Below are 25,924 nucleotides of genomic sequence, written 5' to 3'. Positions count from 1 at the left end.
TCGGATACGAACCCCGTACGGAAAGCGAAGTGCCCCAGAGAACACCCGCTGTTCGGGTTGTTCTCTGAGGCACTTGTCGCCGAAGCGTGGCCGGGCGGCCGAGCGCCGCCCGGCGCTGATCAGCGGGCGGTGATCAGAGGATGGTGAGCATCTCGTGATAGGTCGGCAACGGCCACAGGTCGTCGGCCACCATGGTCTCGAGCTTGTCGGCGACCTCTCGGACCTCGGTCATCGCCGGGATCAACGACTTCAGCGCGTACTCCGCTTCGGCCTCGACCGAGTCGCCGTGGAACTGGTCGATGGCCTCCTCGAGCGTGACCATCGCGGTGTAGAGATCCTTGAGGTTCTTGGTCACCGTCAGCATCACCGGATGGTCGGTCTCCACGCCCGCGGCCTTCAGGCTCGCCGCGGTTGCGGCCAGTTCTCCCTGGTAGCGGTTGGTGGCGGGCAGGATCATCGTCTTCGCGATCTCGAGGGACTCCTTCGCCTCGACGAGCAGCGCGAGCGCGTACTGCTCGAGGACGACCTCCTTGCGCGCCTCGAGCTCACGGTTGCTCAGGATGCCGTAATCGCTCATCACCGACTTGATGGCCGGCTCGTCGAGCTGCGCCATCGCGTCGACGGTGGTGCGCAGGTTGAGTAGGCCGCGTGAGGCCGCTTCCTCCTGCCACTCGTCGGAGTAACCGTTGCCGTTGAACACCACTTTGCCGTGTTCGACGATGATGTCGGAGAGCAGCTTCTGCACAGCAGAGTTGAACTCGGTGCCGTCGGAGAGTTCCTTCTCCAGGAAGGTGGCGACGTAATCGAGGGAGTCGGCGAGCATCGCGTTGATCGCGATCATCGGGTCGGCGATCGACTGGTTGGAGCCGGGGGCACGGAACTCGAAGCGGTTGCCGGTGAAGGCGAACGGGCTGGTGCGGTTGCGGTCGCCGGCATCGGCCTTCAGCGGCGGCAGGGTGTCGACGCCGAGTTCGAGCACACCGGTCTGCTTGGATTCCTTGGCGCCGCCCTTGGCGATCTGGTCGAAGACGTCGGCGAGCTGGTCGCCGAGGAAGATCGAGATGATGGCCGGCGGCGCCTCGTTGGCGCCGAGGCGATGGTCGTTGGACGCCGAGGCGATCGAGGAGCGCAGGAGCCCGCCGAACTTGTGCACGCCGCGGATGATGGCGGCGCAGAAGACCAGGAACTGCTCGTTCTCGTGCGGGGTGTCGCCCGGGTTGAGCAGGTTGCCCTGGTTGCTGTTGCCCAGCGAGAAGTTCACGTGCTTGCCTGACCCGTTGACACCGGCGAACGGCTTCTCGTGCAGCAGGCACACCATGCCGTAACGCTCGGCGACCTTCTTCATGGTGGTCATCATGAGCTGCTGGTGATCGTGGGCGAGGTTGGACTTCTCGAACACCGGCGCGATCTCGAACTGGCCTGGCGCGACCTCGTTGTGCCGGGTCTTGGCCGGGATGCCCTGCTTGAAGAGCTCACGGTCGAGTTCGATCATGAACGCCAGCACCCGGTCGGGGATGGCGCCGAAGTAGTGGTCGTCGAACTCCTGACCCTTCGACGGCTTGGCGCCGAACAGGGTGCGGTTGGTCGACATCAGGTCGGGACGCGAGAAGTAGAAGTGGCGGTCGATCAGGAAGTACTCCTGCTCGGCGCCGGCGTAGGAGACGACGGTGTCGATGTCGGTGTGACCGAACAGCTCCAGCACCCGCATGGCCTGCTTGCTCATCGCCTGCTGGCTGCGCAGCAGCGGAGTCTTCTTGTCGAGCGCCTCACCGGTCCACGAGATGAAGATCGTGGGGATGCACAGGGTGTTGCCGTTGGGGTTCTCCAGAATGTAGGCCGGGCTGGTCACATCCCAACCGGTGTAGCCGCGCGCCTCGAACGTGCCGCGCAGTCCACCGTTGGGGAAGCTCGACGCATCCGGTTCGCCCTGCAGCAGGGTCTTGCCCTGGAACTCCGCCAGCGACGCGCCGCTGGAGTCGGGCTCGAGGAAGGAGTCATGCTTCTCGGCGGTGAAACCGGTCAGCGGGTAGAAGACGTGCGCGTAGTGGGTGGCGCCCTTCTCGATGGCCCAGTCCTTCATCGCCACCGCGACGTAATCGGCCAATGCCGGGTCGAGCGGCGCGCCCTTGTCGATGGTCGCCGACACCGCCTTGAAGACATGTTTGGGAAGCCGATTCTTCATCACCCCGAGCGTGAAGACGTTGCGTCCGAAGGTATCTGCCAAGGGTTCGGGGAAGCCGTCGGTTTCCACCTCGTAGGTGGTCACTGCTTCGATGGCTTGACGGCGAGACATGCTGCCACTCATGGTCACTCCTGGGTTCGTCGCCTGCCGGACCACGGACACCCGACAAGCTCGTTGTGCAAGCGATACGACGCTATGAGCAGGAGGTACCTGAGCTATTTCGCAGATGTGACGACCAGGAAAACTGGCGTCACTTGTGTGAATTCTGAACGATCGTTGAAGATCGCTCGGCGCGGCGGAGTGGAATGCGGGGCCGGGCCACCAGCCAGCGGCTCAGCGGCGTCCGCAAGAGCAGGTCGACGACGACCAATGACAATGCCAACGTGACCACCACCAACGCGATGGACCGCAGCGCGGCCGAGTTGGGAAACCAGTCGAACAGTGCGGACATGAACCCGATCCGTGCCAGCACGTCCAGGATCAGTGGGTGGACGGCGAACACACCGAATGCGCGAATCGTCGCGATGCTGACCGCCCGCGCGCCCACCGAGCGGCCGGCGGCTCGCAGGTCGTCCCAGCCCATCGCCGCCAGCCACAACAGTGCGAGCCCGCCGATCAGCCACGGCAGGGTGGCGGGATTCCACGGTGTGTTGGCCTGCAGCGGGACGTCGCCCGGGGCGGTGGCCAGCAGATAGGCGGAGACGCTGAACGCGGTGCCGATCAATCCCGCTGCGATCACCCACACGACATGGTCGCGCAGCCACCGCTCGACGGCCTCATGGTGGTAAGCCGCGAGCGCGCCGATCGCGACGAACAAGGCGTACATCGGCAGCGTCTTCCACAGGTTCTCGTAGACGACCGTCCACGCGTCGCCGCTGGGCCGGGGGAGATACTGATACACCACGAACATCGACATCTGGATGGCCCCGGCCGCCCCGAGCACTGCCCAGTGGCGGTTCTCGGTGCGACGCAACAGCCACGCGATGGCCGGGAAGGCCAGATAGATCTGCATCGAGATCAGCAGGAAGTAAAGCTGATATTTGCCCTGCCCGTCGACCATGTTCACGGCGAGGTCGCCGAAGAACTGACCGGGTGAACCGAACGGGTTGCCGGCGATCACCAGGTGATCGGTGATCGCGTAGATGATCGTCCACAGCAGATAGGGCCAGACGACGAGCCCGAAGCGGCGACGCCAGAAGGTGCGCGGCGCCATCGGCCGGTCGCGAGTGCTGAGCACCAGCACGAACAGGGTCACCGCGACGAAGCCGTAGCGCGTCAGGTGCAGCAGGGTGCCGACGAGGTTGCTGGACCGGATGACGTCCGGGGTGGTGTTGATCCCGTTGATGCTGTGCGCGATCACGACGCCGGTGAACAGCAGGACACGGACCAGGTCGGCGGTGTGGGCGCGCGCAGCCTTCGCCGACGGCGGCGCAGTGGCGGCTGTGGCTGGGCTGGGTGCCATCGTGGTGGTGCCGGGAGCGGAGACGCTGCCACGTGTCTCCGTCGGCGTCGTATCGGCGCCGTTGTGCAACTCCACCCCTCCTGGTCTTTCGACGGTCATGCGTCGCGCAGTTTACGGGCATTTCCTGGCAGGAGAATCAACAGATCTCACAGCCTGGCAGATTTTCGCTGGTCACAGCGGTGAACCGCACCGTAGTTGTGGTCTGGGACACAGGCGAGGTGGCGGTGACAGCCGCGCCTCGAGGTGCGGCCGGGGACTGGCGATCGACGCGCTCCCCGGGTGTCCGCAGCCCACGGACGCGTCCATCAGGGTCGGGTGTGGGGTGCCGTACACTCCACTGTGTTCGATCGGTCCGGTCGATCCGCTCTCGTAGCTCAGGGGATAGAGCACGGCTCTCCTAAAGCCGGTGTCGCAGGTTCGAATCCTGCCGGGAGCACTGTGACATTCTTGCCGACCTCCGGTCGGTGTGCGCCCACTGTGTAGTTTGACAGAGATTCACGCGGGCGCACTATGACATCCCTGCCGACCTCCGGCCCGGGTGGTCGCCGACCGAGATCGTCATCGCAGCCACCACGATCCCCAACACCACCCCGATGAGAGTGTCGGCGACCCGGTCGATCGCTGCTTGCGGGCTGAGGCCGGCACTCATGGCGATGAGCAGCAGCGCCATCGGAGTCACCGCCAGCGAGGTGACCGCGTAGTTCACCGGCGCCCAGATCTCCGCGATGACCTGACACGCCACGATCGCGATCACCGCACCCCAGTAGCCGAGACCCATACCCAGCAATGCCGCGGCGACGACGGCGCCGACGATGTTGCCGAGGAGGCGTTGTACGCCGCGCTGGACGGTCAGGTGATAGGAGACACCCTGCATCGCGGCGAGGGCGCCCATCGCGGCCCACATCGGATGTGAGAAACCGATACCGACGGCGATGGCGGCACTCGCCGCAGTGGCAACCACGATTCGACCGCTGTTGATCAGCAAGTCGGGCTGCGGCCGACGGCGCAACGTGCGCCAGAGGGAGTGGTAGTGCACCGGTGTCGAGTCGATGGCCGTCGCGCGGTACCGGCGCCAGATCCACGGTGCCAGCGATGCCCCCGCGCCGACAACGGTGCCCAGTGCTGTCGCGGAAAGTGCGCGCGTGAGATCCGTTGCGTCGTCAGTGAATCCCGTGGCGGCATTGGCCGCGAACACGAAGACGATCGCGCCAGGGCCGGTGATGTGCAGGGCGGCGACCCCGAGCGCGGCCGCGCCTGCCAGTACCGAGATGGCGGCGATCTCGGCTGCCATCGGTGCGTCGGTGAGGCCCAGGACTGCGCCGACGCCCACCGACGTGACGATCCCGATCGCGAGCACTGCGAGACGACCGGCGCGGACCCGAAATGGATCCGCGCGGCAGAATGCGGCGATCAGAGCGCCCAACGCAGCGAGGCCGGCGACGTCGCGGTGCCCGGTCATCCCGCCGATGACGAGTGTGCAGGCCACCGCGAATCCCACCCGTAGCGGCGCGGCGACGCTCAGACGTGCGAGGTCTGCCGACAGCGTGGCCCGCCACACCGACGGCCGGAGCGCATGCGTCAGCGCGTCGTGACGGGCGCGCGCGTGCTCGACGAGGGATGTGGTCATGTCGTTACTTTATCACTATTTTAGTAGTGAAATAAATCGACGCGAGCTGGCAGGGCCTACGATGACGGCTGTGACCGGCCCAGAAGTGCCCGACCTCGTCGATCGAATTCAAGCCGAGTGGGCGAAGGCATACCCCGAGTTCGATATGCGCCCGATCGGCATCCTGGGCCGCATCCAGCATATTGCCACCGCGAGCAGCCACCACCTCGACCGCCAGCTCGAGCCGCATGGGGTGTCGAGATCGGAGTACGACGTGCTTGGAGCGTTGACTCGCTCTCCGCGGCCGCTCCGGGCCAGCGAGGTGGTCTCCACGACGATGCTCAGCGGCGCCTCGATCACCAAGATCACCGAAAATCTCGCCCGCCGCGGGTTGCTGGTGCGCCGGAAGTCCGAGCGCGACGGGCGGGTGGTGCTGCTCGAACCCACCGACGCCGGGCGGGCACTGGTCGACGCCGAACTACCGCGTCGTCTCGCCGACGACGAGGTCGCGTTGTCGGGGTTGACTGCGCACGAGCGGGAGTCACTGGCCGCGCTGTTGCGAAAAGTGTCGGCGGCGGTGCACGGCTGATCGGGTCGCTGACGGCGCCTGGCCTGCGGGGCATAGTGGACGCATGGAGCTCTACGACATCATGCGGACCACCTTCGCAGCGCGACAGTTCACCGACGACCCGCTACCCGATGACATACTGTGGCGCATCCTCGACAACGCGCGGTTCGCCCCCAGCGGCGGCAACCGTCAGGGAGCCCACATCATCGTCATCCGTGATGCCGAGATCAAGCAGCGTCTCAGCGAACTGGGTGAGCCGACGGTCCGACGCTATGTGGCGCAACGCAACGCGGGCGAGAACCCGTGGAATCCCGTTGTACCGACCGCAGTTGCGCCTGACATCATCGATGAAACCGCTGTCCCAGCGAGTTTCGTCGAGCCGATTCGCCGAGCTCCGGTGGTACTGGTTGTGTCGGTGGATCTGGGACGCGTTGCCGCGGTGGATCAGTTCCTCGACCGGGTGGGTGTGGTCAGTGGGGCGAGCGTCTACCCACTGGTCTGGAACATCCTGCTGGGTGCCAGAGCGGAGGGGTACGGCGGCAATCTCACGTCCATGGCGATCGCCCAGGAGCCGGCCGTCCGGGACCTGCTCGGATTACCGGCCGACCACGCGGTGGCAGCCGTCGTTCCGATCGGAAAACCGGTGAAACAGTTGACGAAACTGCGTCGACAGGCGGTCGACGAGTTCGTCACGATCGATCAGTACGACGGACCTGCTTTCCGGGGCTGACCGTGGCAGGCCGCACCGATGCGATCGCAGCGACAACGCCTGCGGCAGCAATCGCGGCAAACCCGAATCCGAGAAATCGTGCCGACGTGACCGCCGGGTTCGCGCCTGTGGAGACCGTCGCACCGACGCTCACGAGCAGTCCGGCCATCGCGGATCCGAAGGTGTTGGCGACCATCTGCACCGTGTTGACTCCGGCCGACGCCCGAGCCGCCTCGGTGTCGTCGCGGGTGATGGTCATGGCGGCGGTCGCGATGTGCGGGAACGCCATGCCGATGCCTGCTCCGGCGACGAACAGCGCGAGGAACCAGGCGGCGATGACCCCAGGGGTCGAAGCGAATTGGAGCGCTCCGTACCCCGCGAGACCGGCGCCGAGAACGCCCGGGCCCAGAATCCGCACCGCGGTGGCCCGCTCGCCGTTGACCCACGTGGTGCTGGTCAGTTGCGCACTCGACCATCCCCAGGACAGGGCCGCCCCGAGCATGCCGGCGACCAGCGGTGGCATCCCGGCGATCTGCTGGCCGAACAGCGGAACAAAACCCTCGGCGGTCGAGCCGATGGCCAGCACCGCGATCGAGACGTATATCCACTTGAGGGGGTTGCCGATACGGTAGGTCAACCGCGGCAGTAATCCGGCGTCACCGCGACGGTCGACCACGATGAAGCCGATCGACAGCGCGGCCGCCACACCCAGGAGGATCAGTGGCACCCGTAACCCGTCTACGATGCCGGCCACCGACACGCAGACGGTGGCGGCTACGAGCCAGCCCAGCGAGGCCACCGGCAGTGATGCGGCGTCGGACTCAGCGCGCCGCCCCGCCGGCAACGCCCGCACCAGTCCGCCCATCGCGGCAGACGCGATCACCAGCAGCCAAAAGGAACCCCGCCAAAACCCGACCTGGGCGAACAGGCCGCCCAGCAGCGGCCCGATGAGGTTGCCGACACCCCACATCGCTGATGCGAAACCCACGGCTCGCACCCAGAGGCGTTCGGGCAGTGCCAGCCGGATGACAGCGAAGGACAGGCCCGTCAGCAGTCCGCCGCCCAGTCCCTGCAATCCGCGGCCAAGCAGCATGACCGGCATCACCGGACTCAGGGCACACACCGGCGAGCCGACACCGAACAGTCCGAAGGCCACGCGATATGCACCCCGCGCGCCCCAATGGGACAGCGTTCGCGTCACCAACATCGACGAGAACACCGAGGTGATCAGGAAGACCGTCATCACCCAGGCGTAGAGGAGCTGGCCGCCGATCTCGGCAACGGCGGTCGGCAATGATGCCGCAGTCAGGTAGGTGTTGATGGCGAACACGGCGATGCCGCCTGCGAACACCGTGACCGCAGCGCGGTGACCACGGTCAAACAGTTCCCGCCAGGTTCCGGGTGTGGCAGAGTCGGGTGCGCCGGAACCGGGGGGCGTCGAGCGATCCTGATCCGGCATGTTCCGACGGATATCGGACCGTCGGGGTGTGGTCAAGAAGCAACCGGGAGGAAACAATGGGGACGATCCGCCACAGGTCGTCGGTGGAGGTGCCACGTGATCGGGTGTTCGCTTACATCAACGATCATCAGAATGTGCCGAATTTCTTCTTCGGGGTCACCAGATTCGTCCCGGTGACCGAGGCCACCGACGGCGTCGGATCGCAGTTCGCGGTAACCATGAAAGTGGGTCCCAAGACTCTGACCTCGACTGTGGAAACCGTGGAATGGGTCGAGAACGAACTCATTCGGCTTGAATCGGTCGAGGGATTCTCGGCCAACACCACCTGGAACTTTGTCGACGCCGGGGCCGGGACTCAGGTCGATGTCGAGTTCGTCTACACATTGCCGGGTGGCCTGGCCGGACGTGCCCTCGGCAGCCTGGTGGAACCGTTCGCCGGCCAAGCTGTCCGGCAGACCGACAAGAATCTCGTCGAGCAGGTTTCCCGGCTCGCCTGACGCAGGTGCTGCGGTCCGGAAATGGCGTCGCAGAATGTATTTCCGTCACAGATCGGCCAAAAATCCGCCTACGCGCAGCAGTGCAATGACAAGTCCTTACGTCTTGGTGCGAATTTGCCTGCGCGCGTTTACCGGTTGTCGGAGTGATATCGGTGTATGTTCGACTGGCAAATGAAACAGATTGGTATCTTGGGCGGTTCGTGCCGCCGTGGATGACAGGACCGATAGAACTTCGATGATGACGGAGTCGGGGTGCCATGATGACGAGAACGCGCAGACGAACACAGCGGACGGCCGGAATCGTGCTCGGCGCGACGATCGTGGCGAGTCACGTGCTCTTCGTGGCGTCGCAGGCCGGCGCGAATCCCATCGGTGTTGGTGCCTCCGGCGCTGACACGAATGCCGCCGACGAGACCGAGGGCAGCGACTGGTGGTGGCTGCTGGTCCCGTTCCTGCTCATTCTCGTGGGTCTGCTCCTGATCTGGTTGTTCACCACGTTCCGGCAGTCTGCAGCGCCACGGGCGGCCGCCACCGCGGAGCAGCCCGACGGTGAACCGGTCGCGGCCGCCGCCCAACGTCTCGACGAGATCGGTCCGGAGGCCGCCGCGCCAGTCGAGAGCTTCCGGACGAAGCCGGCTGAGCAGGCAGAATCCGCGGCCGATGATGAGGTGACGATGGGCGAACCGCCCGCAGGGCTGCCATCGGAGGTGGAGTCGTCCGCGGCAGACAGCGGGACGGCGGACACGGTGGCAGCGGCCACCGGACCGGCGCCCGCGCAATCAGCCTCCGGTGCGGTAGCGGCGTCGGGCTCGGGTGACGGACCCGCCACGGAGGTCAGCGATCTGACGATGCCGCTGTCCCTGGAAGAGCTCATGGCCGAGGACCTCAGCGAGGTCATGGCCCCGCCCGACGACGCGGAGTTGGGATTCGGTTCGGCACAGTCGGCCTCCGGAGACGGTGTCGGGTCGTATTACCGCGACGGTGAGAAGACCCCGGTGCCGCTCGGTGCGCACCTGCCCCTCGTCGACTCCGACCGCGCACCCGACGGCTACCCGGTGAAGGCATCGGCGTCCTCGGGCACGTATCACTTACCGGGGTCGTCGACCTACGATGCGGTGGCGCCCGACATCTGGTTCGCCAGCGAGTCGGCGGCGGCCGCGGCGCGCTTTCGTAGGTCCGACGCCGACTGACCGGCGTCGGCGACCGACGCGCTACGGTGTTCGTCGTGGGTGCATCACATTCCAAGGTCGTGCTGGTCACCGGGGCATCGAGCGGCATCGGGGCCGAAGTCGCGCGAGCGTTCGTCGAACGGGGTCACACCGTCTACGGCACCAGTCGACATCCCGAGACCGTGGCCGACCCGATCCGCGGTGTCAACTATGTCGCACTCGACAACGCCGACTACGACAGTGCCGAGGCATGTGTGGCGAAGGTCGGGGTGATCGACATCCTGGTCAACAACGCCGGCGAGAGCCAAGCCGGTGCACTGGAAGACACCTCGATGGAGTCGATCGAGAAACTGTTCGCGGTCAACGTCTTCGGGCCGATCGCATTGACGAAAGCGGTGCTGCCCGGTATGCGGGAGCGTGGCGCCGGCACCGTGGTGATGGTCGGATCGATGCTGTCCAGCTTCCCGGTGGCCTTCCGGTCCAATTACGCCGCAACGAAATCCGCGTTGAAAGCGTTTGCCTTCGCGACTCGTCGCGAGGTCGCCCCATATGGCATCCGAATGATCTCAGTGGAGCCCGGCACGATCGCCACCGGTATCGGCGACCGGCGCAGCATCCACATCGGCGAGCACTCGCCGTATGCCGCCGAATACCAGACGTTGGCTGCCGCCACCCGCAAGAACGAAGACGCGGGGATAGATGCGGCCACGATGGCCCGGGTCATTGTCGACGCAGCTCTGGCCGAACACCCGAAACCGTTCTACGCCAAAGGCAATCAAGCCGGCTTGGTCTTCGCCCTGCGTCGTTTGCTGCCGCGCCAGTTCATCCTGGACATGACCGCACGCAAACACGGTCTTCCCAGGGTGCGGAGCTGAGCAATGATGCGGATCACGCTGCGGGTCATCGGCATCGGGCCCGGCAACCCGCGCCAACTCACGCTCGAGGCCGTCGACGCCCTGGCCGACGTCGATGTGTTCCTGCTTCTCGACAAGGGACAGACGAAGCAGTCGCTGGCCGATGCGCGACGGGAGATCCTGGCCCGGCACGCCGCGCCGACCCACCGCGTCGTCGAGGTCGTCGACCCGCCTCGTGATCGCAGCCCTGACGACTACGACGCCGAGGTCAGGCGCTGGCATCGGGCTCGCGCTGCCGTCCTCTCCGACGTGCTGACCGACGAACTCGTCGACGGTGGGGTCGCCGCCTTCCTGGTCTGGGGTGACCCAGCCCTCTATGACAGCACATTGCGGATCGTCGACGATCTGTGCGAACACTCCGAACTCGACATCGATGTCCGGGTGGTGCCCGGTGTGACCAGCGCCAGTGCGCTCACCGCCGCACATCGCATCACGGCCAACCGCATCGGGGAACCCATCCACATCACCACCGGGCGACGGCTGGCCGATACTCCGGTGGGCGCGGACGCCAACCAGATCGTCATGCTCGACGGCGATCTGACCTTCCGGCACACGGCAGACCCCGACGACCACATCTGGTGGGGAGCCTACGTGGGCACCGACGACGAGATCTTGATCTCCGGTCGCGTCGCCGACGTCGCCGAGCGGATCGTCACCGCCCGTGCGCAGGCCCGCGAGCGGATCGGATGGATCATGGACATCTATCTGCTGCGTAAGTCGTGACTTCCGCGGCCGCCGCCCTCACCAGATCTCGTCGATCACACCGAGAAGGTCATCGCGGATCTCCTTGCGGCAGATGACAAAATCCGGCATGTAAGGCTGGGGTCGGTTGTAGACGATGGGCGTCCCGTCGAGACGGCTGCAATGCAGACCCGCAGCCTGGGCGACACCCACCGGCGCGCAGTTGTCCCACTCGTACTGTCCGCCGGCGTGCACATACGCGTCGACGTCACCGCGCACCACCGCCATCGCCTTGGCACCGGCCGAACCGATGCCGATCATGCTCAGCGACAGTCGCCGCGACACCCATGCGCTCTCGTACGAGCCACCGTACCGAGACGCCGCCATGCGTCCGGTGAGCGGACCATCGGGCGCTGTGACGGTGTCGGATCGAAAAACCTCGCCCACCGCCGGCAGTGCGACGGCGGCATCGGTCACCCGTCCGTCGTGGGTCAACGCGACGTGGACAGCCCAGTCAGCGGAGCCGGCGGCGAACTCGCGCGTGCCGTCGAGCGGATCGATGATCCACACCCGCTCGGTGGTGGCTCGGTCACCGATGTCGGCGCCTTCCTCCGACAGCACCGCATCATGCGGACGATGGCGCACGACGACATTGGCGATCCACGCCTGGGCCATCGCGTCGCCGACGTCCCCGAGATGGCGTCCGGTCAGTAGGTCACCATGTCGGACGCCGAGAAGGATCTGACCCGCGCCCTCGGCGATGTGAGCCGCCAGGTCGGCGTCGGAAAGGCGCGAGATCATCCGTCTACTAGAGCACACTGGAGACATGCCTGAGCTTCCTGAGGTGGCGGCGATCGCCGACTACGTCGACGGACGAGCCGCCGGACTCCCGATCCGACGGGTCGACGTGGCCTCGCTGGCCGTGCTGAAAACCGCAGACCCGCCGTACAGCGCACTGGCCGGACGCATTGTCGAATCGGTCAGCCGGATCGGTAAGTACCTGATCATCCGGACCATGCCGGGACCCGACACCGCGAACTCTCCCGACCCGGTGATCGTGATGGTGATCCACCTGTCGCGGGCCGGTTGGCTGCGCTGGAGTGATGGCCTCTCGCAGACGCCACCGCGACCCGGGGGCAAGGGGCCGATCGCGTTGCGCGTGCATTGCGGGCTGCCCGGGGAGGGTTTCGACGTCACCGAGGCCGGCACGCAGAAACGTCTGGCCGTCTGGATCGTGCGTGACGTCGGCGAGGTGGATCGCATCGCCACACTGGGACCGGACGTGCTCGCTGTCGGTCGCGACGAATTCGGCGCCATTCTGTCCGGCACGACCGGACGGATCAAGAACGTGCTGACCGATCAGCGTGTGTTGGCCGGCGTCGGCAACGCCTACTCCGACGAGATCCTGCACACGGCCAAGCTGTCACCGTTCGCGTCGGCCAAGTCGCTGAGCCCCGAGCAGATCGATGCCCTGTACAACGGGGTGCACTCAGTGCTGACCGACGCCATCGGGCGTCTGGAAGGTCAGACGGTGGCGAGGCTGAAGTCGGAGAAACGCACCGGCTTACGGGTGCACGCCCGTACCGGACTGCCGTGTCCGGTGTGCGGTGAGACGATTCGAGAAGTCGCCTTCGCCGACCGGTCGTTCCAGTACTGCCCGACGTGTCAGACCGGCGGAAAGGTATTGGCCGACCGTCGAATGTCGCGGTTGCTGAAATGAGGCACCGTGCACGCACTCGTCGTTGACGACGACACCGGGGCCGCCGAGACCGTCCGGCGGATGCTCGTCAGCGACGGCTGGGCGGTGACCATCGCGCACGACGGCATCGACGGTCTCTGGCGTGCGTCCGAAGGGCATTTCGATGTGATCGTGCTCGACATCCTGATGCCGGGCATGAATGGGTTCACCGTTCTGCGGGAGTTGCGGAGCCGCGACGTGTGGACACCGGTACTGGTGTTAAGCGCCAAAGACGGTGAGTACGATCAGGCCGAGGCGCTCGATTTCGGTGCCGACGACTACCTGGTCAAGCCATTTTCGGTGGTGGTCCTCAAGGCGCGGCTGCGCGCGCTGTTGCGACGAGGCGCGCCCGAACGTCCCGCCCAACTCGTCGTCGACGACCTGGTTCTGGACCCCGCCGACCACACGGTGCGGCGCGGGGACAGTCCGATCGCGCTCACGCCACGCGAATTCGCCGTCCTGGAGTACCTCATCCGCAACACCGGCACGGTGGTCTCCAAGGTCGACATCCTGCATTCGGTGTGGGATCAGTACTTCGAGGGTGACCCGAACATCGTCGAGGTGTACATCGGCTATCTCCGCAAGCGTGTGGACGCCCCGTTCGGCGTGCACAGCATCATGACGGTGCGTGGCGCGGGATACCGGATCGGGTGAGACGTCAGCCTGGCGGGGGCGCGAATTCGGTACCCGGCGGCATCACGCTCACCGCCGATGTCATATCGGCGGCGGGCAGGATGATCTCCACCGACGTCCCGTGTCCCGCGGGTGGGTCGACAATCCGGACGGTGCCGCCGTGCGCCCGCACGATCTCGGCGACGATCGACAACCCGAGGCCCGAGCCGGCGCGGTTGCGCCGATCGATGTCGAGTCGGGTGAAACGCTCGAAAACGTCTGCCCGCTGCGCCCGGGGGATGCCAGGCCCGTCGTCGATCACCCGGATGGTTGCCGTGCCGGATTCGATGTCGGAGTGCATGTCGAACGTCACCAGCGACTCCGCGTAGCGCGCCGCGTTGTCGGCGACGTTGCGCAAGGCTCGGGTGAGTTTGTCCCGGTCGCCGGTCACCCGGATGGGGACGATGGTGGTCGCCACCCGCGCCAGACCGAGTAAGCGCAGGCGCCGTGCCTCCTCGACGACCACATCGTCGAGGTCGACGTCGTCGCTGCGTACCGCGAGCCCGCGTTCGTCGGCGCGTGCGAGCAACAACAGGTCATCGACCATGTTCTGCATCCGGCGGGCCTCGGGCAGCAGGATGGTGCGCACGGTTGCCAGGTCGACGTCGGAGTCGGTGTCGTCGGCCAGGTCCAGGATGCCGACGACGGTGGTCAGCGGGCTGCGCATCTCATGGGAGGCGTCGCCGATGAAGCGCAACTGGGTCTGGCGGCCTTGTTCGAGGCGATCGAGCATGGAATTCACCGTGGTGGCCAGTCCGGTGATTTCATCGTCGGTGCCCGGAACCGGAACCCGCAGCGACAGATCGGAGCTCGTGATCATGGTGGCTTGCCGGGTGATCTCACCTACCGGAAGCAGAGCGCGGCCGACGAAAAAGTAGATCACCACACCCGCGAGTGCGACCAGGATCGGCAGTCCCACCGCCAGCATCACCGCGGTGTTGAGCAGTCCGTCCCGATAGGGGCCGCTGGATACCGCGGTCACCACGGTGTACCGCTCATTCCCGTGTGCCGTGCCGACGATGGTCGCGCAGTACTGCGCGTCGTCACCCGGAACCATGCGCTGCTCGGTGGTCTCCGCGGTCCACGGGGCCGGTTGCCGATCGGTGATCGGCAGCGCCAGGGCGCCGGGCGAAGCGGTCACGACCCGTCCGGAGGTGTCGATGACCTGGATGATGTCGATCCCGGTGCCGGTGGTCAACTCCTCGTCGGGGATCGCGGTGACCCCGGCATCCCGAATGCGATCGGAGATCTCGTAGGCGCGGTAGCTCGTCGAGTCGTACATCGCTCGGCTGTCGGCGCGGTGCAACATCAGCAACATCGCGAATGCGCCGATCAGGAGTGCGAGTGCCACCAGGAGGCACGCGACCACGGTCGAGCGCACCCGCACACCTTGATGGCGCCGCAGAAACGCCGGCCGGCGCTGCTGCGGTTCGGACATACGCATCATCGACGCTCCTCGCGGCGTCGACGATGACCGGTGCCGTCGACGATCACCGCACGTGTGAGCACATCGTAGGAGCTCTGGTGTGCTCACGACAGGGTCCCGCCTGGCGTCGTCTTCAGCGGTTCTTCAGGTACTCCGACGCACAGTGTGCTCATGACCGCCACCGTTCGTGAGAACCCGGCGGCCGATCGGTCGGGGACCGGACTCCAGAGTACGGTGTCGGTCGCGGATTACATTGTGCAACAGCTGTTGTCAATTTCGGTATCGGTGCTCTACGGAGTACACGGCGCCAACATCGAGGATCTCTACGACGCCGCGATCCGCCAACCCGGTATGACACCGGTCGTGGCCAAACACGAGTTCGCCGCCGGAGTCATGGCCGACGGGACCGCGAGGGTCACCGGCCGGCCGGCCGCGGTGATGACGACCTCGGGTGGAGGTGCACTCAATGTTGTTGCGGCGCTAGCCGAATCCTACGACAGCCGGGTACCGGTGCTCGCCTTGGTCGGTACCGCTCCATCAGCTCTGGTCGGACGCGGTGCCTTTCAGGACATGTTGTCGCCGCCCGACACCATCGACATCGCGGGTGTGATGTCCGCGGTGACCGGTTCGTGTTGTGTGGTCGCCTCCGCCGATGAGGTCCCGGCGGCGCTGGGGACCGCGCTGGCAACGCTCGATCGTGGTCTGCCGGCCGCGATCCTGTTGCCGAAGGACGTACAGGCGGCGTCGATGTCCGGTCCTGGCAGCCGCGTGCATCGTGCGCCAGGTTCGGACGTGCCGGGATTCGATGTTGCCCAGCTGGACCGGCTCGCCGCCGAATTGGTCGCTCAGGTCGCCGCCACGCCCGGTCGGGTGGTGATCTGGGCTGGTGAGCAGGCATCGGTCGCGGGACTCGGCGGCCCGATCGACGAACTCGCGAACGCGCTGGCGGCCACGGTCGTGGCCTCGCCGGGCGGCCGCGACATCCTGCGTGGCGGCGATGGATGCGCGGGGGTGACCGGGGTGATGGGCCACCCGTCGGCCCACCGGGCACTCGAACGGTCCTCGGTGTGTCTCGCGGTGGGGTGCCGGATGTCGATGACCGATCGTGCAGGTCTCGACGAGGTGCTCGCGAGGCAGCGAACGATTCACCTCGGGGCACACGCACCGCGGCTGCCCGGCGTCGACCACCACGCGTGTGATGATCTCACCGGTGCGCTCGAACACCTCACCCGCCGAGTACGCGAGATGCTCGCCGCACGGCCGGCGCGTGTGCCGTGCGAGATCACCCGGCTGCCCGTACCGCCGAGCACGACCCGCGTCCTGGACATGCGAACCGTCGTCGAGACCGTGGGTGCGGAGCTGCCCTCGCGCGTCACGGTGTTCGCCGATGCCGGTAACGCGGGAGCCGCTGCTATCCATCATCTGCCTTTTGGGCGCGGCAGATTCGTGGTGGCTCTCGGGATGGGTGGGATGGGGTACGCGCTGGCCGCAGGCGTCGGACACGCGATCCGGACCACGATCGCCGGAGGCGGTGCTCGCTCGGTCGTCATCGCCGGTGACGGAGCATTCTTCATGCACGGCACGGAGATGCACACCGCGATCGAGTTCGACGCACCGGTCACGTTCGTCATCCTCAACAACAATGCACACGGGATGTGCATCACGCGCGAGCAGCGGTTCTTCCCGAACACCCCCAGCGTCAACAGATTCCGACCCACCGACATCGCGGCAGGTCTCACCGCGATGTTCCCCGCTCTGGCGGTGTCGCACCCCTCGGGCCGCCGCGAGCTCCGTGACGCCGCGGCTGCCCACTTCTCGGCCCGCGGGCCGAATTGCCTCGTGGTCGACGTGGATCCCGACGAGATCCCGCCGTTCGCACCGCTCCTGCCGAAAGGACCCTCATGACCACCGCGCTACCGGCACTACGCGACCTCGGCGATGCCGCCGCCACATTGGACGGACTGACCCGCATCGAGTCACATCCGCGGCAGGTCGCCACCCCGATCCTGCTCGACCGGCTGCGGTCGGTCTATCCGCACCATCAGATCTACGGCGACTTCTGTCCGGTGCAGGGATTTGTCGACGCGCCGCCACGGGAACTCTATGACTGGCTCGCCGACACCCGATCGCTGGAGGAATGGACCTACAGCTTGCGTGGCTTCACACCCACCGACGAGGACGGGCTGTGGGTCGCAGACGACCGGCTGGGGTCGGAAACGCACATCTACGTGCGCACCGTCGCCAACCCCGAAGCAATGACGGTCGACTATCACTGCGCGTGGGATCAGGGTCGGCACCTGTGGATGATCTACCTGATGCGTGTAGTCGACGCCCAGGTGGTCCTCGACAAACCCGGTTCGGTGGTGCTGTGGTGCAACTGCCGGCATCCGTTCTACGACGAGAATCCCTACCCGGACACTGCGCCGCCGGAACGTCCGGTGTGGGTGGGCGACTTCTGGGAGACCTTCTCTGCCGGCCACCAACTCGAACTGGAGAACCTCACCGCGATCGCGGAGTACCGCCACCATCACGACCTGCCCATCACCCCGGATTGGATGCGGTCATGACCTGTGCCGACAACGATCTCACGTTGGTCGATCTCGCCGGCTACCTACCGGAGAAGCGGGTCCCGGCCGAGTACTTCGCCCAGTATGCCGAGGACGACGACCTGACCGGGAACGCGATGTTCCGCGCGCCGTCGTTCCGGCATCACGCGGCAGACGGAGAATCGTCTGCGGACATGATGATCGCCGCAGCGAAGGTCCTCACCGAACGCAATGGGACCGACTTCCTCGACGACATCGACATCGTCCTCACGCACAGTCAGTTGCCCGAGGTCCCGGTGCGCGGATGCGGTGGTGAGGTGGCACATCGGCTCGGGCTGCGGCCGTCGACCGTGCTCGACGTCCACAACGGGGGATGTGCGGCTTTCGTCCACATGATCGATCTCGCCGGAGCCTTGTTGCGCGCCAACGGTGGTCGTCGCGCTCTGCTCGGTCTGGCCCAGAACAGCGCAGCACAGGTCTTCACCCAAGCGCAGGTGCGTGGCAAGCCACAGGCCGCGATTCCCGGCGACGGTGCGGCGGCGGCGGTCATCGGACTCGATGTGGCCGGTGGCAGTCGGATTCTGGGCGTGACATGCCACTCCTTCGGCCAGTACTCGGGCGACATGACCGGGGTCGCCGACCCGCCACGCAAGTACTGGGAGGCTGGACCCGGACAGATTCACATCGGATTCACTGAGGCCAAGATCGCCAAGGTTCTCGCGCGCGGCAACCGGATGGTGCCCGAGGTGGCGATCGAGGTCGCCGATGCCATCGGCGTCGCCCCGGCAGACCTCGACTGGTTCATCACCAATCAGCCCAATCGAATCTTCCTGCGCAACTGGCGAGAAGCGATGGAGCTACCCGAAGAGCGACACCCGGACACCTTCGACGAGTGCGGCAATCTCTTTGCGGTCGCCATTCCGGTGACCCTCGACGCCGCAGTCGCCGACGGACGGGTCCGGTTAGGCGATGTCGTGATGACGGCGGCGTTCGCGCACGCCGGCGATTTCTCCGGTGCCGCAGCGTTGGTGTGGGGTGGCCGTCCGTGACAGCGCGGCCACGTCCGGCAGGCACACCACGCCCAGTGCTTCGACTCGACCTCAACGAATCCGCCTACGGTCCGCTGCCCTCGGTGACCGCGGCGCTGCGGCGCAGTCTCGACGATGTCCACCACTATCCCGACTTCCGTCCCGACCACACGCGCGTTCAGATCGCCGATCAGCTCGGACTCCCGCCGGATCGGGTCACCGTAGGCGCCGGAGCCACCGGTGTCGCATTGGTCGCCTTCGGCGAATGTCGGCGCCGTGCTGTGCAATCGGGTGTCATGGCCCCGTCGATCGTCACCCCGGTGCCCACCTTCGACGGATATCCGATTCTCGCGCGCGCGGCCGGTCTGCGGATCGACGGTGTACCGCTCTCGGATGCCGGTTCTGTCGATCTGGATGCGGTGAGTGCGGCGATCAGTGCCGATACGGTGGCAGTGGTCATCTGCACGCCACACAATCCGACGGGTGCGCAACTGGCCACCGAGCAGCTCCGCGCATTCGCCGAGTCGATTCCGCCTGGTGTGCTGATCGTCATCGACGAGGCCTACGTCGAGTTCTCCACGGACCCACCGGATGTATTCGCCCTTGCGGCCGACCACGATGACATCCTGGTGGTCCGTACCTTTTCCAAGGCGTACGGCCTGGCCGCCCTACGAGTCGGATATGCGTTCGGCTCGCCGCAGCTCATCGCGACGCTGCGCTGCGACGAGATCCCGTTCGCGGTCGGGACGGCTGCCATCGCGGCCGTTCCGGCGGCACTGAACGCGCACACCGAACTGGCACAACGTGTCCGAGCGATGCGTCACGAACGGGCCCGACTGCGGGATTCCCTGGCCGCGATCGGCTGTCCGACGCTGCCCAGTCAGGCCAACTTCGTGTTCGTGCCCGGCGACGAAGGTGTGGAGATCGGCCGGCTGCTGCGCAGTTGCGGTGTGATGACCAAGCAGTGCGGCTCCGACGGCATCCGTATCACCGTCGGTGACGCGGCGGGCACCGATCGGCTGATGCAGGTGCTGCGCCTGACCGCCATGACCGCCTGATCGGTCTTGGATGCGTCGCGCCGGCGTCGCCGGGTCGCGCGGGTAGGTTGGGGAACCGTGACCGCAACGACACGGCAGAGGATCCTGATCACCGGCGCGAGTTCCGGACTCGGCGAGGGAATGGCCCGCCGGTTCGCCGCAGAGGGCCGCGCGCTGGCATTGTGTGCCCGGCGGCTCGATCGTCTCGACGAGCTGGCCTCCGAGCTGCAACCCGCCGCTGCCCAGGTGGTCACCGCGCAGCTCGACGTGACCGATACCGAATCGGTTGCACCGGTTTTCGCGCGGCTCGCCGACGAACTCGGTGGTCTGGACCGGGTCGTCGTCAATGCCGGGTTGGGCAAGGGAGCGCCCATCGGTACGGGCAATGCGGCCGCGAACATCGAGACCGTGCAGACGAACCTGGTGGGTGCGCTGGCACAGGTCGAGGCCGCTCTCGAGATCTTTCGGGCACAGGGCCGCGGGCATCTGGTGCTGGTCAGTTCGATGAGCGCGATCCGCGGTCTGCCGAAAGCCCAAGCCGCCTATTCGGCATCAAAGGCGGGACTCTCCGCTCTGGGGCAGGGCCTCCAAGCCGAATTCGCCGATTCGCCCATCAGCGTCTCCGTGCTGCTGCCCGGCTACATCGAGACCGACATCAACCGCGGTGTGCGGACCGCGCTGATGACCGACACCGACACCGGCGTCGCCGCGATGGTCGCGGCCATCGAGAAGGAATCGGCATGGGCTCCGGTTCCGGCGTGGCCATGGCGACCGATTGCGCTGGCATTGCGCCATCTCCCGTCAGCCATCACTCGCCGAATGGTGTGACAAGGCAGATCAACCCGCGCCCGACGTCGACGGTGCCGCGGACGCCCCGGGCAGTGCCCATGACACCGGCGCCCGCTGGTAGTCCAGCGACACGTCCGATGTCGTGTCGGCCCAATAGATCACCTGCTCGACTCGCTCGCCGGCGTCGGCCACCGAGATCAGGCAGGTGCTGTACGACTCGCCGCGGCGCATCCGTTCGGGCGGTGCGGTGTCGGGACAGTCGGTGAGCCCCGGGACCGGCGCGCGGGTCAGGGTGGGCGCCCGACCGTCGGGACTGCCGCTGAGTCCGATGACCGACGGGGCCGCCGTCGGCCGCCGGGTCAGCGACGTCACCGTCACGTAGAGGAAGTACGGCGTGCCCCCGTCGCTGATGTCGTCTGGGACGCCTTCGGCCGGGGTGATTCCGGTAACGGTGAACATCGCACGCGGCCCGGTTGCGTCGAACGCATCCGCGGGTAGTACGGCGGTGTCCCCGAAGTCCAGGGCAGTGCCGGGGGCGGTGCCCTCGACCGGACCGGCCGGAACGGTCACCGCTGCGGTGGTGGGCACCGACGTCGGTGTGGGTGTTTCGGTCGATGTGGAGGTGGCGCAGCCGGGGACGACCAGCGTGCCGGCTGCGATCATGGCGACGACCACACGCCGCGTCGGCGACAGGGTCCTCGTAAGTGGCCTCACGATGCGTAAGGTAGCCGATGTGTCGGCCAAGCAGGGACAGGTTGTGGCTCATGGCGCGTTCCAGGTGTTCGGGGAGCGGCGCCAGGGTGAGGTCAGCGAGGTGTTGACGGACGTCTTCGGGCGCGATGACGTCTCGGCGTTGGGTGCGGACTGGCGGGGCATCGTCTATTTCACCCTCGACGAGGATGACGAGATCCCGGCGGACACGGTGGTCGGCTTCGATCCGTCCAGTGGCAGCAGTGGCCCGCTCGCGTCGGTGGGCGAGGTCCTCGCTGCGGTCCGCAACGGTGACATCGCGGATGCGGTGGATGCGGCGAGTTTCGACGCGTGGCGCACCGCCACCGGTCAACGCTCGATCGACATGGGCGACTGTGTGCCGCCGTCGGTGCACGAATTCATGGGTGGAGACCCCGCCGAGCGATCAACCGAACCCCAGGATCTGGTCACGTTCATCGCGGTGGCCGCCGCACTGATGGGGCGCCTCGAACAGCTCGGGGTACAGCCGGGCGACGAGATACCCGACGAAGTCTTCGACGAATCCCGTTGGCAGTAGCGTCCCCTGACTCCTGACGAGCCATGCGCTGGCCGACCCTTGCCCTGATCGCTGAGGAACGAGGCGCAAGCCGAGTGTCACGAAGGGCACTCAGGCCGAGCGGCCGCGGTGGGTGCGGTACCACCGCACCAGCTCGTCGGTCGACGAATCGCCTTGTGCCGCCGGAGATGCCTCATCGACGATGACGCCAAGCAGTTCCTTTGCCTGGGTCTTTCCGAGTTCGACACCCCATTGATCGAACGGGTTGATGCCCCAGATCGCTCCTTCGACGAACACCTGATGCTCATAGAGAGCCACCAGCTGCCCGATCACCGACGGCGTCAGCTTCGGGGCGAGGATCGAGGTGGACGGCCGATTGCCGGGCATCACCTTGTGGGCCACCACATTCGGAGCTACACCTTCGGCGGCGATCTCGTCTGCGGTCTTGCCGAAGGCGAGCACCTTGGTCTGCGCGAAGTAGTTGCTCATCAGTAGGTCGTGCATGGAGCCGGTGCCGTCGGCGGTGGGTAGGTCGTCGGTGGGTTCGGCGAAGCCGATGAAGTCTGCCGGCACCATCCGGGTGCCCTGATGGAGTAGTTGGTAGAACGCGTGCTGTCCGTTGGTTCCGGGCTCGCCCCAGAAGATCTCACCGGTCTCGGTGGTCACATGATGCCCGTGGGCGGTGACCGACTTGCCGTTGGACTCCATGGTCAGCTGCTGCAGGTATGCCGCGAAGCGCGCCATGTCGTTGGAGTAGGGGAGTACCGCCCGAGTCTGCGCATCCCAGAAGTTGTTGTACCAGAGTCCGATCAGACCGAGCAGGACTGGCGCGTTGCGTTCCAGCGGGGCAGTCCGGAAGTGTTCGTCGACGATGTGGAAGCCGTCGAGGAACTCGGCGAACCGCTCCTTGCCGATCGCCGCCATCACCGACAACCCGATCGCGGAGTCCACCGAATAGCGCCCGCCCACCCAGTCCCAGAAGCCGAACATGTTTGCCGTGTCGATGCCGAACTTCGCGACCTCGTCGGCGTTGGTGCTGACCGCGACGAAATGTCTGGCCACCGCATCGGGGCCGGCGCCCAGGGCGTCGAGCAGCCAGGTACGTGCGGCGGCGGCATTGGTCAACGTCTCCAGGGTCGTGAACGTCTTGGAGGCGATGATGAACAGCGTTGTCTCCGCATCGAGGTCGGCGAGGGTCCCGACCATGTCCGCGGGATCGACATTGGAGACGAAGTGACACCGGATGTCGGTGTCGACGTAGTGCCGTAGTGACTGATACACCATCACTGGTCCGAGGTCCGAGCCGCCGATACCGATGTTCACGACGTCGGTGATCTTCTTGCCGGTGTGGCCCCGCCACTCGCCACTGCGGAGGCGGTCGGTGAATTCGCCCATCGCGGTGAGGACTTCATGTACGTCGGCGACCACATCCTGACCGTCCACGGTGAGGGTGGCGTTGGCGGGCAGTCGAAGTGCGGTGTGCAGGACCGCACGGTCCTCGGAGGTGTTGATGTGTGCGCCCGCGAACATCTCGTCGCGGCGCTCCTCGAGACCGGCTTCGCGCCCCAGACTGCACAGCAGCTCGATGGTCTCCCGAAGCACCCGATGCTTGGAGTAGTCGATGTGCAGGTCGCCCACGTCGAGGGTCAATTCGCGTCCGCGGTCCGGGTCGACCGCGAAGACCTCACGCAGGTGCATGGCGAACACGTGGGGCTGATGTGCGGCGAGAGCCTGCCAGGATGCGGTGGCGGTGATGTCGTCGTGGTCACTGATCTCGAGGTCGCTGCCGGAGACGTCGCTCATGGTTTCACCCTATGCTGTCGGGACCCGCCTCGCGACGTGCCGGCCACGCCACCCGGTGGGGCGATGCGGCGTTCGGTCAGCGTCCGAGCGGTCCGCGTCCCAGGCGCAACAACAGCATTGCCAACGTGTGGCCCTCTTGCCCGAGCTCGGCGAAGCGGTCGAGAACCTTCACCTCACGACTGTGCACCAACCGTGGGCCGCCGGAGGCCATCCGCGCTGCGCCGATCTTCTTCGACACCGCTGACCGTCGCTTGATGGCGGCGAGGATCATCGCATCGAGTCGGTCGATCTCCAGGCGCAGTTCTTCGATGTCATCGGCCAACGTCGACACGTCGTCGGAGAGGTCATAGGCGTCCACATCGAACGGGGTGGCTGCGGTGGCTCGCTCGTCGGGGGTGTTGGCGTCGGTCACCCGGTCGATTTTGCCACGTGCCCGCCGCGACGTGAGACTGGACCGCATGCTGAGCAGGCGGACGATCTCGTCGGTGGCGATCGCGCTGATCGTGGCACAACTGGTGGTTCGTGGCTGGCTCGCCGCGACGGGCAACTTCTACTGGGACGACCTCGTGCTGATCGGCCGTGCGTCGTCGAATCCGATCCTGAGTTGGGACTACCTCGGGCACAGTCATGACGGGCATTTCATGCCGGCCGCCTTTCTGGTGGCCGGGGTGTCCACGGTGGTCGCGCCGGTCGATTGGCTGATACCGGCGGTGACCCTTGTGGCGTTGCAGGCGCTCGCCTCGCTGGCTGTGTGGCGGATGATCCGGGTGTTGGCGCCGCGGGCCGGGATCGGTGCGCTGGCGGCCTTGGCGTTCTACTTGTTCACGCCCATGACGGTGCCGGCCTTCGCGTGGTGGGCGGCAGCACTGAACTCGTTGCCGCTGCAGGCCGCGATGGCGTGGATCGTCGCCGACGCGGTGCTGCTGGTGCGGTCGCGTGGTCGCCGGCCCGATGCCCGATTGATCGTGATCCGGTCCGCGGTGGTTTTCGTCGTGGCACTGGCGTTCTTCGAGAAATCGCTGTTCATCCTGCCGGTCGCGTTCGCGGCCGCCACATTGAGCGCCCGGACCGCCGTCCGAACACCCCCGACCGGCACCGCGCCGGGTGCCGAATCGGACCGCCGGGACGTCCCGGCAGCGGATTCGGCATTGATCCGTGCCTTCACCGGGGCCCGCACACTGTGGGTGGTGCTCAGTGGGGTGTTCGTGGTCTGGCTGATCGTCTTCTTCTCGGTGTCCGACGCCACCGCCGGTGAGCACTCGATCAGTCAGACCCTGCGCCTGGTGTGGCGATCGATCAACAATGCCGTGGTCCCGTCGTTCGCGGGCGGACCGTGGGAGTGGGAGCGGTGGGTGCCGAGCCCGCCGATGGGTTTCGCGCCCGTGTGGATGATCGTGCTCGGGTGGCTGGTGATCGCGGCGCTGGTCGTGTGGGCGGTCAGGACCCGGCACGGTGCGGCAGCGGTGGTGGCTTGCGCAGCCGGTTATGTCGTGGTGGCGCAGCTCCCGGTTATGTGGAACCGTTCGAGCGCGAACACGGCGTTGGAACTGGCCCAGACGATGCGCTACCTACCCGACACCGCAGTGGTGATCACCATCGCGATCGCGCTGATCGTCGGGTCGGGCGCACGGCAGCATCCGGCGGGGCGACATGTCGGTGAACGATCCGAGCGTGGGCAGACCGGTGTCGCAGTCGTCGCGCTCGTCGGTGCGTTTGCAGTGGCCTCGGCGATGGTTTCGCTGGCGTCCTTCTCGTCGTCGTGGCGCGACGACCCCACCGGCGACTACCTGGCCAACGCCAAACAGGCTCTGGCACGCAACCAGGACCACACCATGTTCGATCAGGCCCTGCCGTTGGAGGTACTGCTGCCGGTGGCCTACCCGAACAACCAGATCAGCCACACGTTCGGACGTCTGCGCGAGCGTCCGGACTTCGGCGTGACCACCGACCGGCTCATGGTGCTCGACAACAGTGGCCACATGGTCGAGGGAGCGGTGACGCCGGCCCGCACGATCGAGCCCGGCAGCGGCGCTTGTGACCGACCGGAGATCGACGGTCCCACGGAGCTGTCCCTGTCCGGGCCGCTGCTGCAGTGGCGGTGGACGATCGCGGTCGGCTACTGCGCGAACATGCCGGGGCAGATCGAGATGGCCCTCGACGACGGACCTGCTCAGCGGGTGGATGTGCAAGCGGGTCTGCACGTCGTCTACGTCCAGCTCGAAGGCCGTGGGCGCGGAATCTCCGTGCGGCCGCTGACCCCCGACTTGGCATTGCACACCGGGGAGGGGCGGGTCGGCGAGGTGGCCGACGCCCGTCTCGTCGGCTGAGGCGACGCAGCGCGCAGGGACGGGTACGGTCCAACGGTCCTGGTCAGGGCGCGCCGGCGACGTCG

The 25,924-nt window shown here is 66.5% G+C and carries 24 protein-coding genes and 1 tRNA gene; 16 read left to right on the top strand and 9 right to left on the bottom strand.

Translation table 11 applies throughout. From position 1 onward, the window contains the following. Positions 1-133: 133 nt before the first annotated feature. Together VX037_RS02830 and VX037_RS02825 are read right to left on the bottom strand one after the other, a co-directional pair. Entirely contained in the window at positions 134-2,305 is a 2,172-nt protein-coding gene (locus tag VX037_RS02830) for a glutamine synthetase III family protein (protein WP_235725498.1), read from the bottom strand. A gap of 127 nt (positions 2,306-2,432) precedes the next feature. Continuing rightward, positions 2,433-3,743: an acyltransferase gene (locus tag VX037_RS02825; protein WP_372512284.1), complete on the bottom strand. Its 1,311-nt coding sequence runs from the start codon at positions 3,741-3,743 to the stop codon at positions 2,433-2,435. Positions 3,744-4,007: 264 nt separating this feature from the next. Here VX037_RS02825 and VX037_RS02820 point away from each other — a divergent pair. Continuing rightward, positions 4,008-4,080, top strand: a tRNA-Arg gene (locus VX037_RS02820). Between the two features lie 72 nt (positions 4,081-4,152). Here VX037_RS02820 and VX037_RS02815 read toward each other — a convergent pair. Beyond that, on the bottom strand, positions 4,153-5,271 hold the full coding sequence (locus tag VX037_RS02815; RefSeq protein WP_328713122.1) for an FUSC family protein: 1,119 nt from the start codon (positions 5,269-5,271) through the stop codon (positions 4,153-4,155). Between the two features lie 70 nt (positions 5,272-5,341). Here VX037_RS02815 and VX037_RS02810 point away from each other — a divergent pair, with 70 nt between their 5' ends. Beyond that, positions 5,342-5,839 carry a MarR family winged helix-turn-helix transcriptional regulator gene (locus tag VX037_RS02810; RefSeq protein WP_372475334.1) on the top strand — a complete coding sequence of 166 codons (498 nt, stop codon included), beginning with the start codon at positions 5,342-5,344 and terminating at the stop codon, positions 5,837-5,839. 43 nt (positions 5,840-5,882) lie between these two features. Continuing rightward, complete coding sequence (locus tag VX037_RS02805; protein ID WP_328713120.1) at positions 5,883-6,548, top strand: nitroreductase family protein; 666 nt, start codon at positions 5,883-5,885, stop codon at positions 6,546-6,548. On the opposite strand, the gene VX037_RS02800 is transcribed toward VX037_RS02805, so the two are convergent. Next, entirely contained in the window at positions 6,508-7,986 is a 1,479-nt protein-coding gene (locus VX037_RS02800; RefSeq protein ID WP_328713118.1) for an MFS transporter, read from the bottom strand. The two genes, VX037_RS02805 and VX037_RS02800, sit on opposite strands and share 41 nt — an antisense overlap. A gap of 56 nt (positions 7,987-8,042) precedes the next feature. Between VX037_RS02800 and VX037_RS02795 the strand changes: the two genes are divergently transcribed. From VX037_RS02795 to cobF, 4 genes are all read left to right on the top strand, one after another. Next, entirely contained in the window at positions 8,043-8,483 is a 441-nt protein-coding gene (locus VX037_RS02795) for an SRPBCC family protein (protein WP_328713116.1), read from the top strand. Between the two features lie 257 nt (positions 8,484-8,740). Further along, positions 8,741-9,673: a sunset domain-containing protein gene (locus tag VX037_RS02790; RefSeq protein WP_328713115.1), complete on the top strand. Its 933-nt coding sequence runs from the start codon at positions 8,741-8,743 to the stop codon at positions 9,671-9,673. 35 nt (positions 9,674-9,708) lie between these two features. Next, positions 9,709-10,527: an SDR family oxidoreductase gene (locus VX037_RS02785; protein WP_372475337.1), complete on the top strand. Its 819-nt coding sequence runs from the start codon at positions 9,709-9,711 to the stop codon at positions 10,525-10,527. A gap of 6 nt (positions 10,528-10,533) precedes the next feature. Continuing rightward, positions 10,534-11,289 carry a precorrin-6A synthase (deacetylating) gene (gene cobF / locus VX037_RS02780; protein WP_235725537.1) on the top strand — a complete coding sequence of 252 codons (756 nt, stop codon included), beginning with the start codon at positions 10,534-10,536 and terminating at the stop codon, positions 11,287-11,289. A gap of 18 nt (positions 11,290-11,307) precedes the next feature. Here the strand turns inward: cobF and VX037_RS02775 are convergent, their stop codons facing one another. Next, positions 11,308-12,048, bottom strand: coding sequence for a 3'(2'),5'-bisphosphate nucleotidase CysQ (locus VX037_RS02775; protein WP_235725511.1), 741 nt, complete (start codon positions 12,046-12,048; stop codon positions 11,308-11,310). Between the two features lie 25 nt (positions 12,049-12,073). Here VX037_RS02775 and VX037_RS02770 point away from each other — a divergent pair, with 25 nt between their 5' ends. Next, positions 12,074-12,967: an Fpg/Nei family DNA glycosylase gene (locus VX037_RS02770; RefSeq protein ID WP_266059851.1), complete on the top strand. Its 894-nt coding sequence runs from the start codon at positions 12,074-12,076 to the stop codon at positions 12,965-12,967. A 6-nt stretch (positions 12,968-12,973) separates the two neighbouring features. Then, a complete protein-coding gene (locus tag VX037_RS02765) occupies positions 12,974-13,639 on the top strand; it encodes a response regulator transcription factor (protein ID WP_328713114.1) in 666 nt (221 codons plus the stop codon). A gap of 4 nt (positions 13,640-13,643) precedes the next feature. Here VX037_RS02765 and VX037_RS02760 read toward each other — a convergent pair whose 3' ends face one another. Next, positions 13,644-15,104 (bottom strand): HAMP domain-containing sensor histidine kinase, encoded by a 1,461-nt coding sequence (locus tag VX037_RS02760; RefSeq protein WP_328713113.1) that lies wholly within the window; start codon positions 15,102-15,104, stop codon positions 13,644-13,646. Positions 15,105-15,254: 150 nt separating this feature from the next. On the opposite strand from VX037_RS02760, the gene VX037_RS02755 reads away from it, so the two are divergent. Genes VX037_RS02755 through VX037_RS02735 form a run of 5 tightly spaced genes read left to right on the top strand, consistent with a single transcriptional unit; the run spans position 15,255 to position 20,522 of the window. Beyond that, on the top strand, positions 15,255-16,988 hold the full coding sequence (locus VX037_RS02755) for a thiamine pyrophosphate-binding protein (RefSeq protein ID WP_328713111.1): 1,734 nt from the start codon (positions 15,255-15,257) through the stop codon (positions 16,986-16,988). After that, positions 16,985-17,650, top strand: a complete 666-nt coding sequence (locus VX037_RS02750) for an SRPBCC family protein (RefSeq protein WP_328713109.1) — start codon at positions 16,985-16,987, stop codon at positions 17,648-17,650. Before VX037_RS02755 ends, VX037_RS02750 begins: the two co-directional genes overlap by 4 nt. Continuing rightward, the gene (locus VX037_RS02745; protein WP_328713107.1) at positions 17,647-18,678 is read left to right on the top strand and encodes a 3-oxoacyl-ACP synthase III family protein; all 1,032 of its coding nucleotides are present in this window, start codon (positions 17,647-17,649) and stop codon (positions 18,676-18,678) included. Before VX037_RS02750 ends, VX037_RS02745 begins: the two co-directional genes overlap by 4 nt. A 35-nt stretch (positions 18,679-18,713) precedes the next feature. Further along, complete coding sequence (locus tag VX037_RS02740) at positions 18,714-19,715, top strand: pyridoxal phosphate-dependent aminotransferase (RefSeq protein WP_328713105.1); 1,002 nt, start codon at positions 18,714-18,716, stop codon at positions 19,713-19,715. A gap of 57 nt (positions 19,716-19,772) precedes the next feature. Next, positions 19,773-20,522: an SDR family oxidoreductase gene (locus tag VX037_RS02735; protein WP_328713103.1), complete on the top strand. Its 750-nt coding sequence runs from the start codon at positions 19,773-19,775 to the stop codon at positions 20,520-20,522. Between the two features lie 9 nt (positions 20,523-20,531). Here the strand turns inward: VX037_RS02735 and VX037_RS02730 are convergent, their stop codons facing one another. Further along, the gene (locus tag VX037_RS02730) at positions 20,532-21,146 is read right to left on the bottom strand and encodes a hypothetical protein (protein ID WP_277614831.1); all 615 of its coding nucleotides are present in this window, start codon (positions 21,144-21,146) and stop codon (positions 20,532-20,534) included. Positions 21,147-21,198: 52 nt separating this feature from the next. Here VX037_RS02730 and VX037_RS02725 point away from each other — a divergent pair, with 52 nt between their 5' ends. Further along, a complete protein-coding gene (locus tag VX037_RS02725; RefSeq protein ID WP_235725518.1) occupies positions 21,199-21,750 on the top strand; it encodes a hypothetical protein in 552 nt (183 codons plus the stop codon). A 90-nt stretch (positions 21,751-21,840) separates the two neighbouring features. On the opposite strand, the gene pgi is transcribed toward VX037_RS02725, so the two are convergent. Both pgi and VX037_RS02715 read right to left on the bottom strand, forming a co-directional pair. Further along, positions 21,841-23,532, bottom strand: a complete 1,692-nt coding sequence (pgi, locus tag VX037_RS02720; RefSeq protein ID WP_235725520.1) for a glucose-6-phosphate isomerase — start codon at positions 23,530-23,532, stop codon at positions 21,841-21,843. 76 nt (positions 23,533-23,608) lie between these two features. Then, the gene (locus VX037_RS02715; RefSeq protein ID WP_277614782.1) at positions 23,609-23,992 is read right to left on the bottom strand and encodes a chorismate mutase; all 384 of its coding nucleotides are present in this window, start codon (positions 23,990-23,992) and stop codon (positions 23,609-23,611) included. Between VX037_RS02715 and VX037_RS02710 the strand changes: the two genes are divergently transcribed. Continuing rightward, positions 23,991-25,859, top strand: coding sequence for a hypothetical protein (locus VX037_RS02710; RefSeq protein WP_235725524.1), 1,869 nt, complete (start codon positions 23,991-23,993; stop codon positions 25,857-25,859). The genes VX037_RS02715 and VX037_RS02710 overlap by 2 nt on opposite strands. Positions 25,860-25,924: the final 65 nt, after the last annotated feature.

This window comes from Gordonia sp. Z-3, from assembly GCF_036233855.1.
GTDB classification, from domain to species: domain Bacteria; phylum Actinomycetota; class Actinomycetes; order Mycobacteriales; family Mycobacteriaceae; genus Gordonia; species Gordonia tangerina.
The sequence above is the reverse complement of the archived record's forward strand: the minus strand, read 5'-3'. Positions and strand labels throughout refer to the sequence as shown.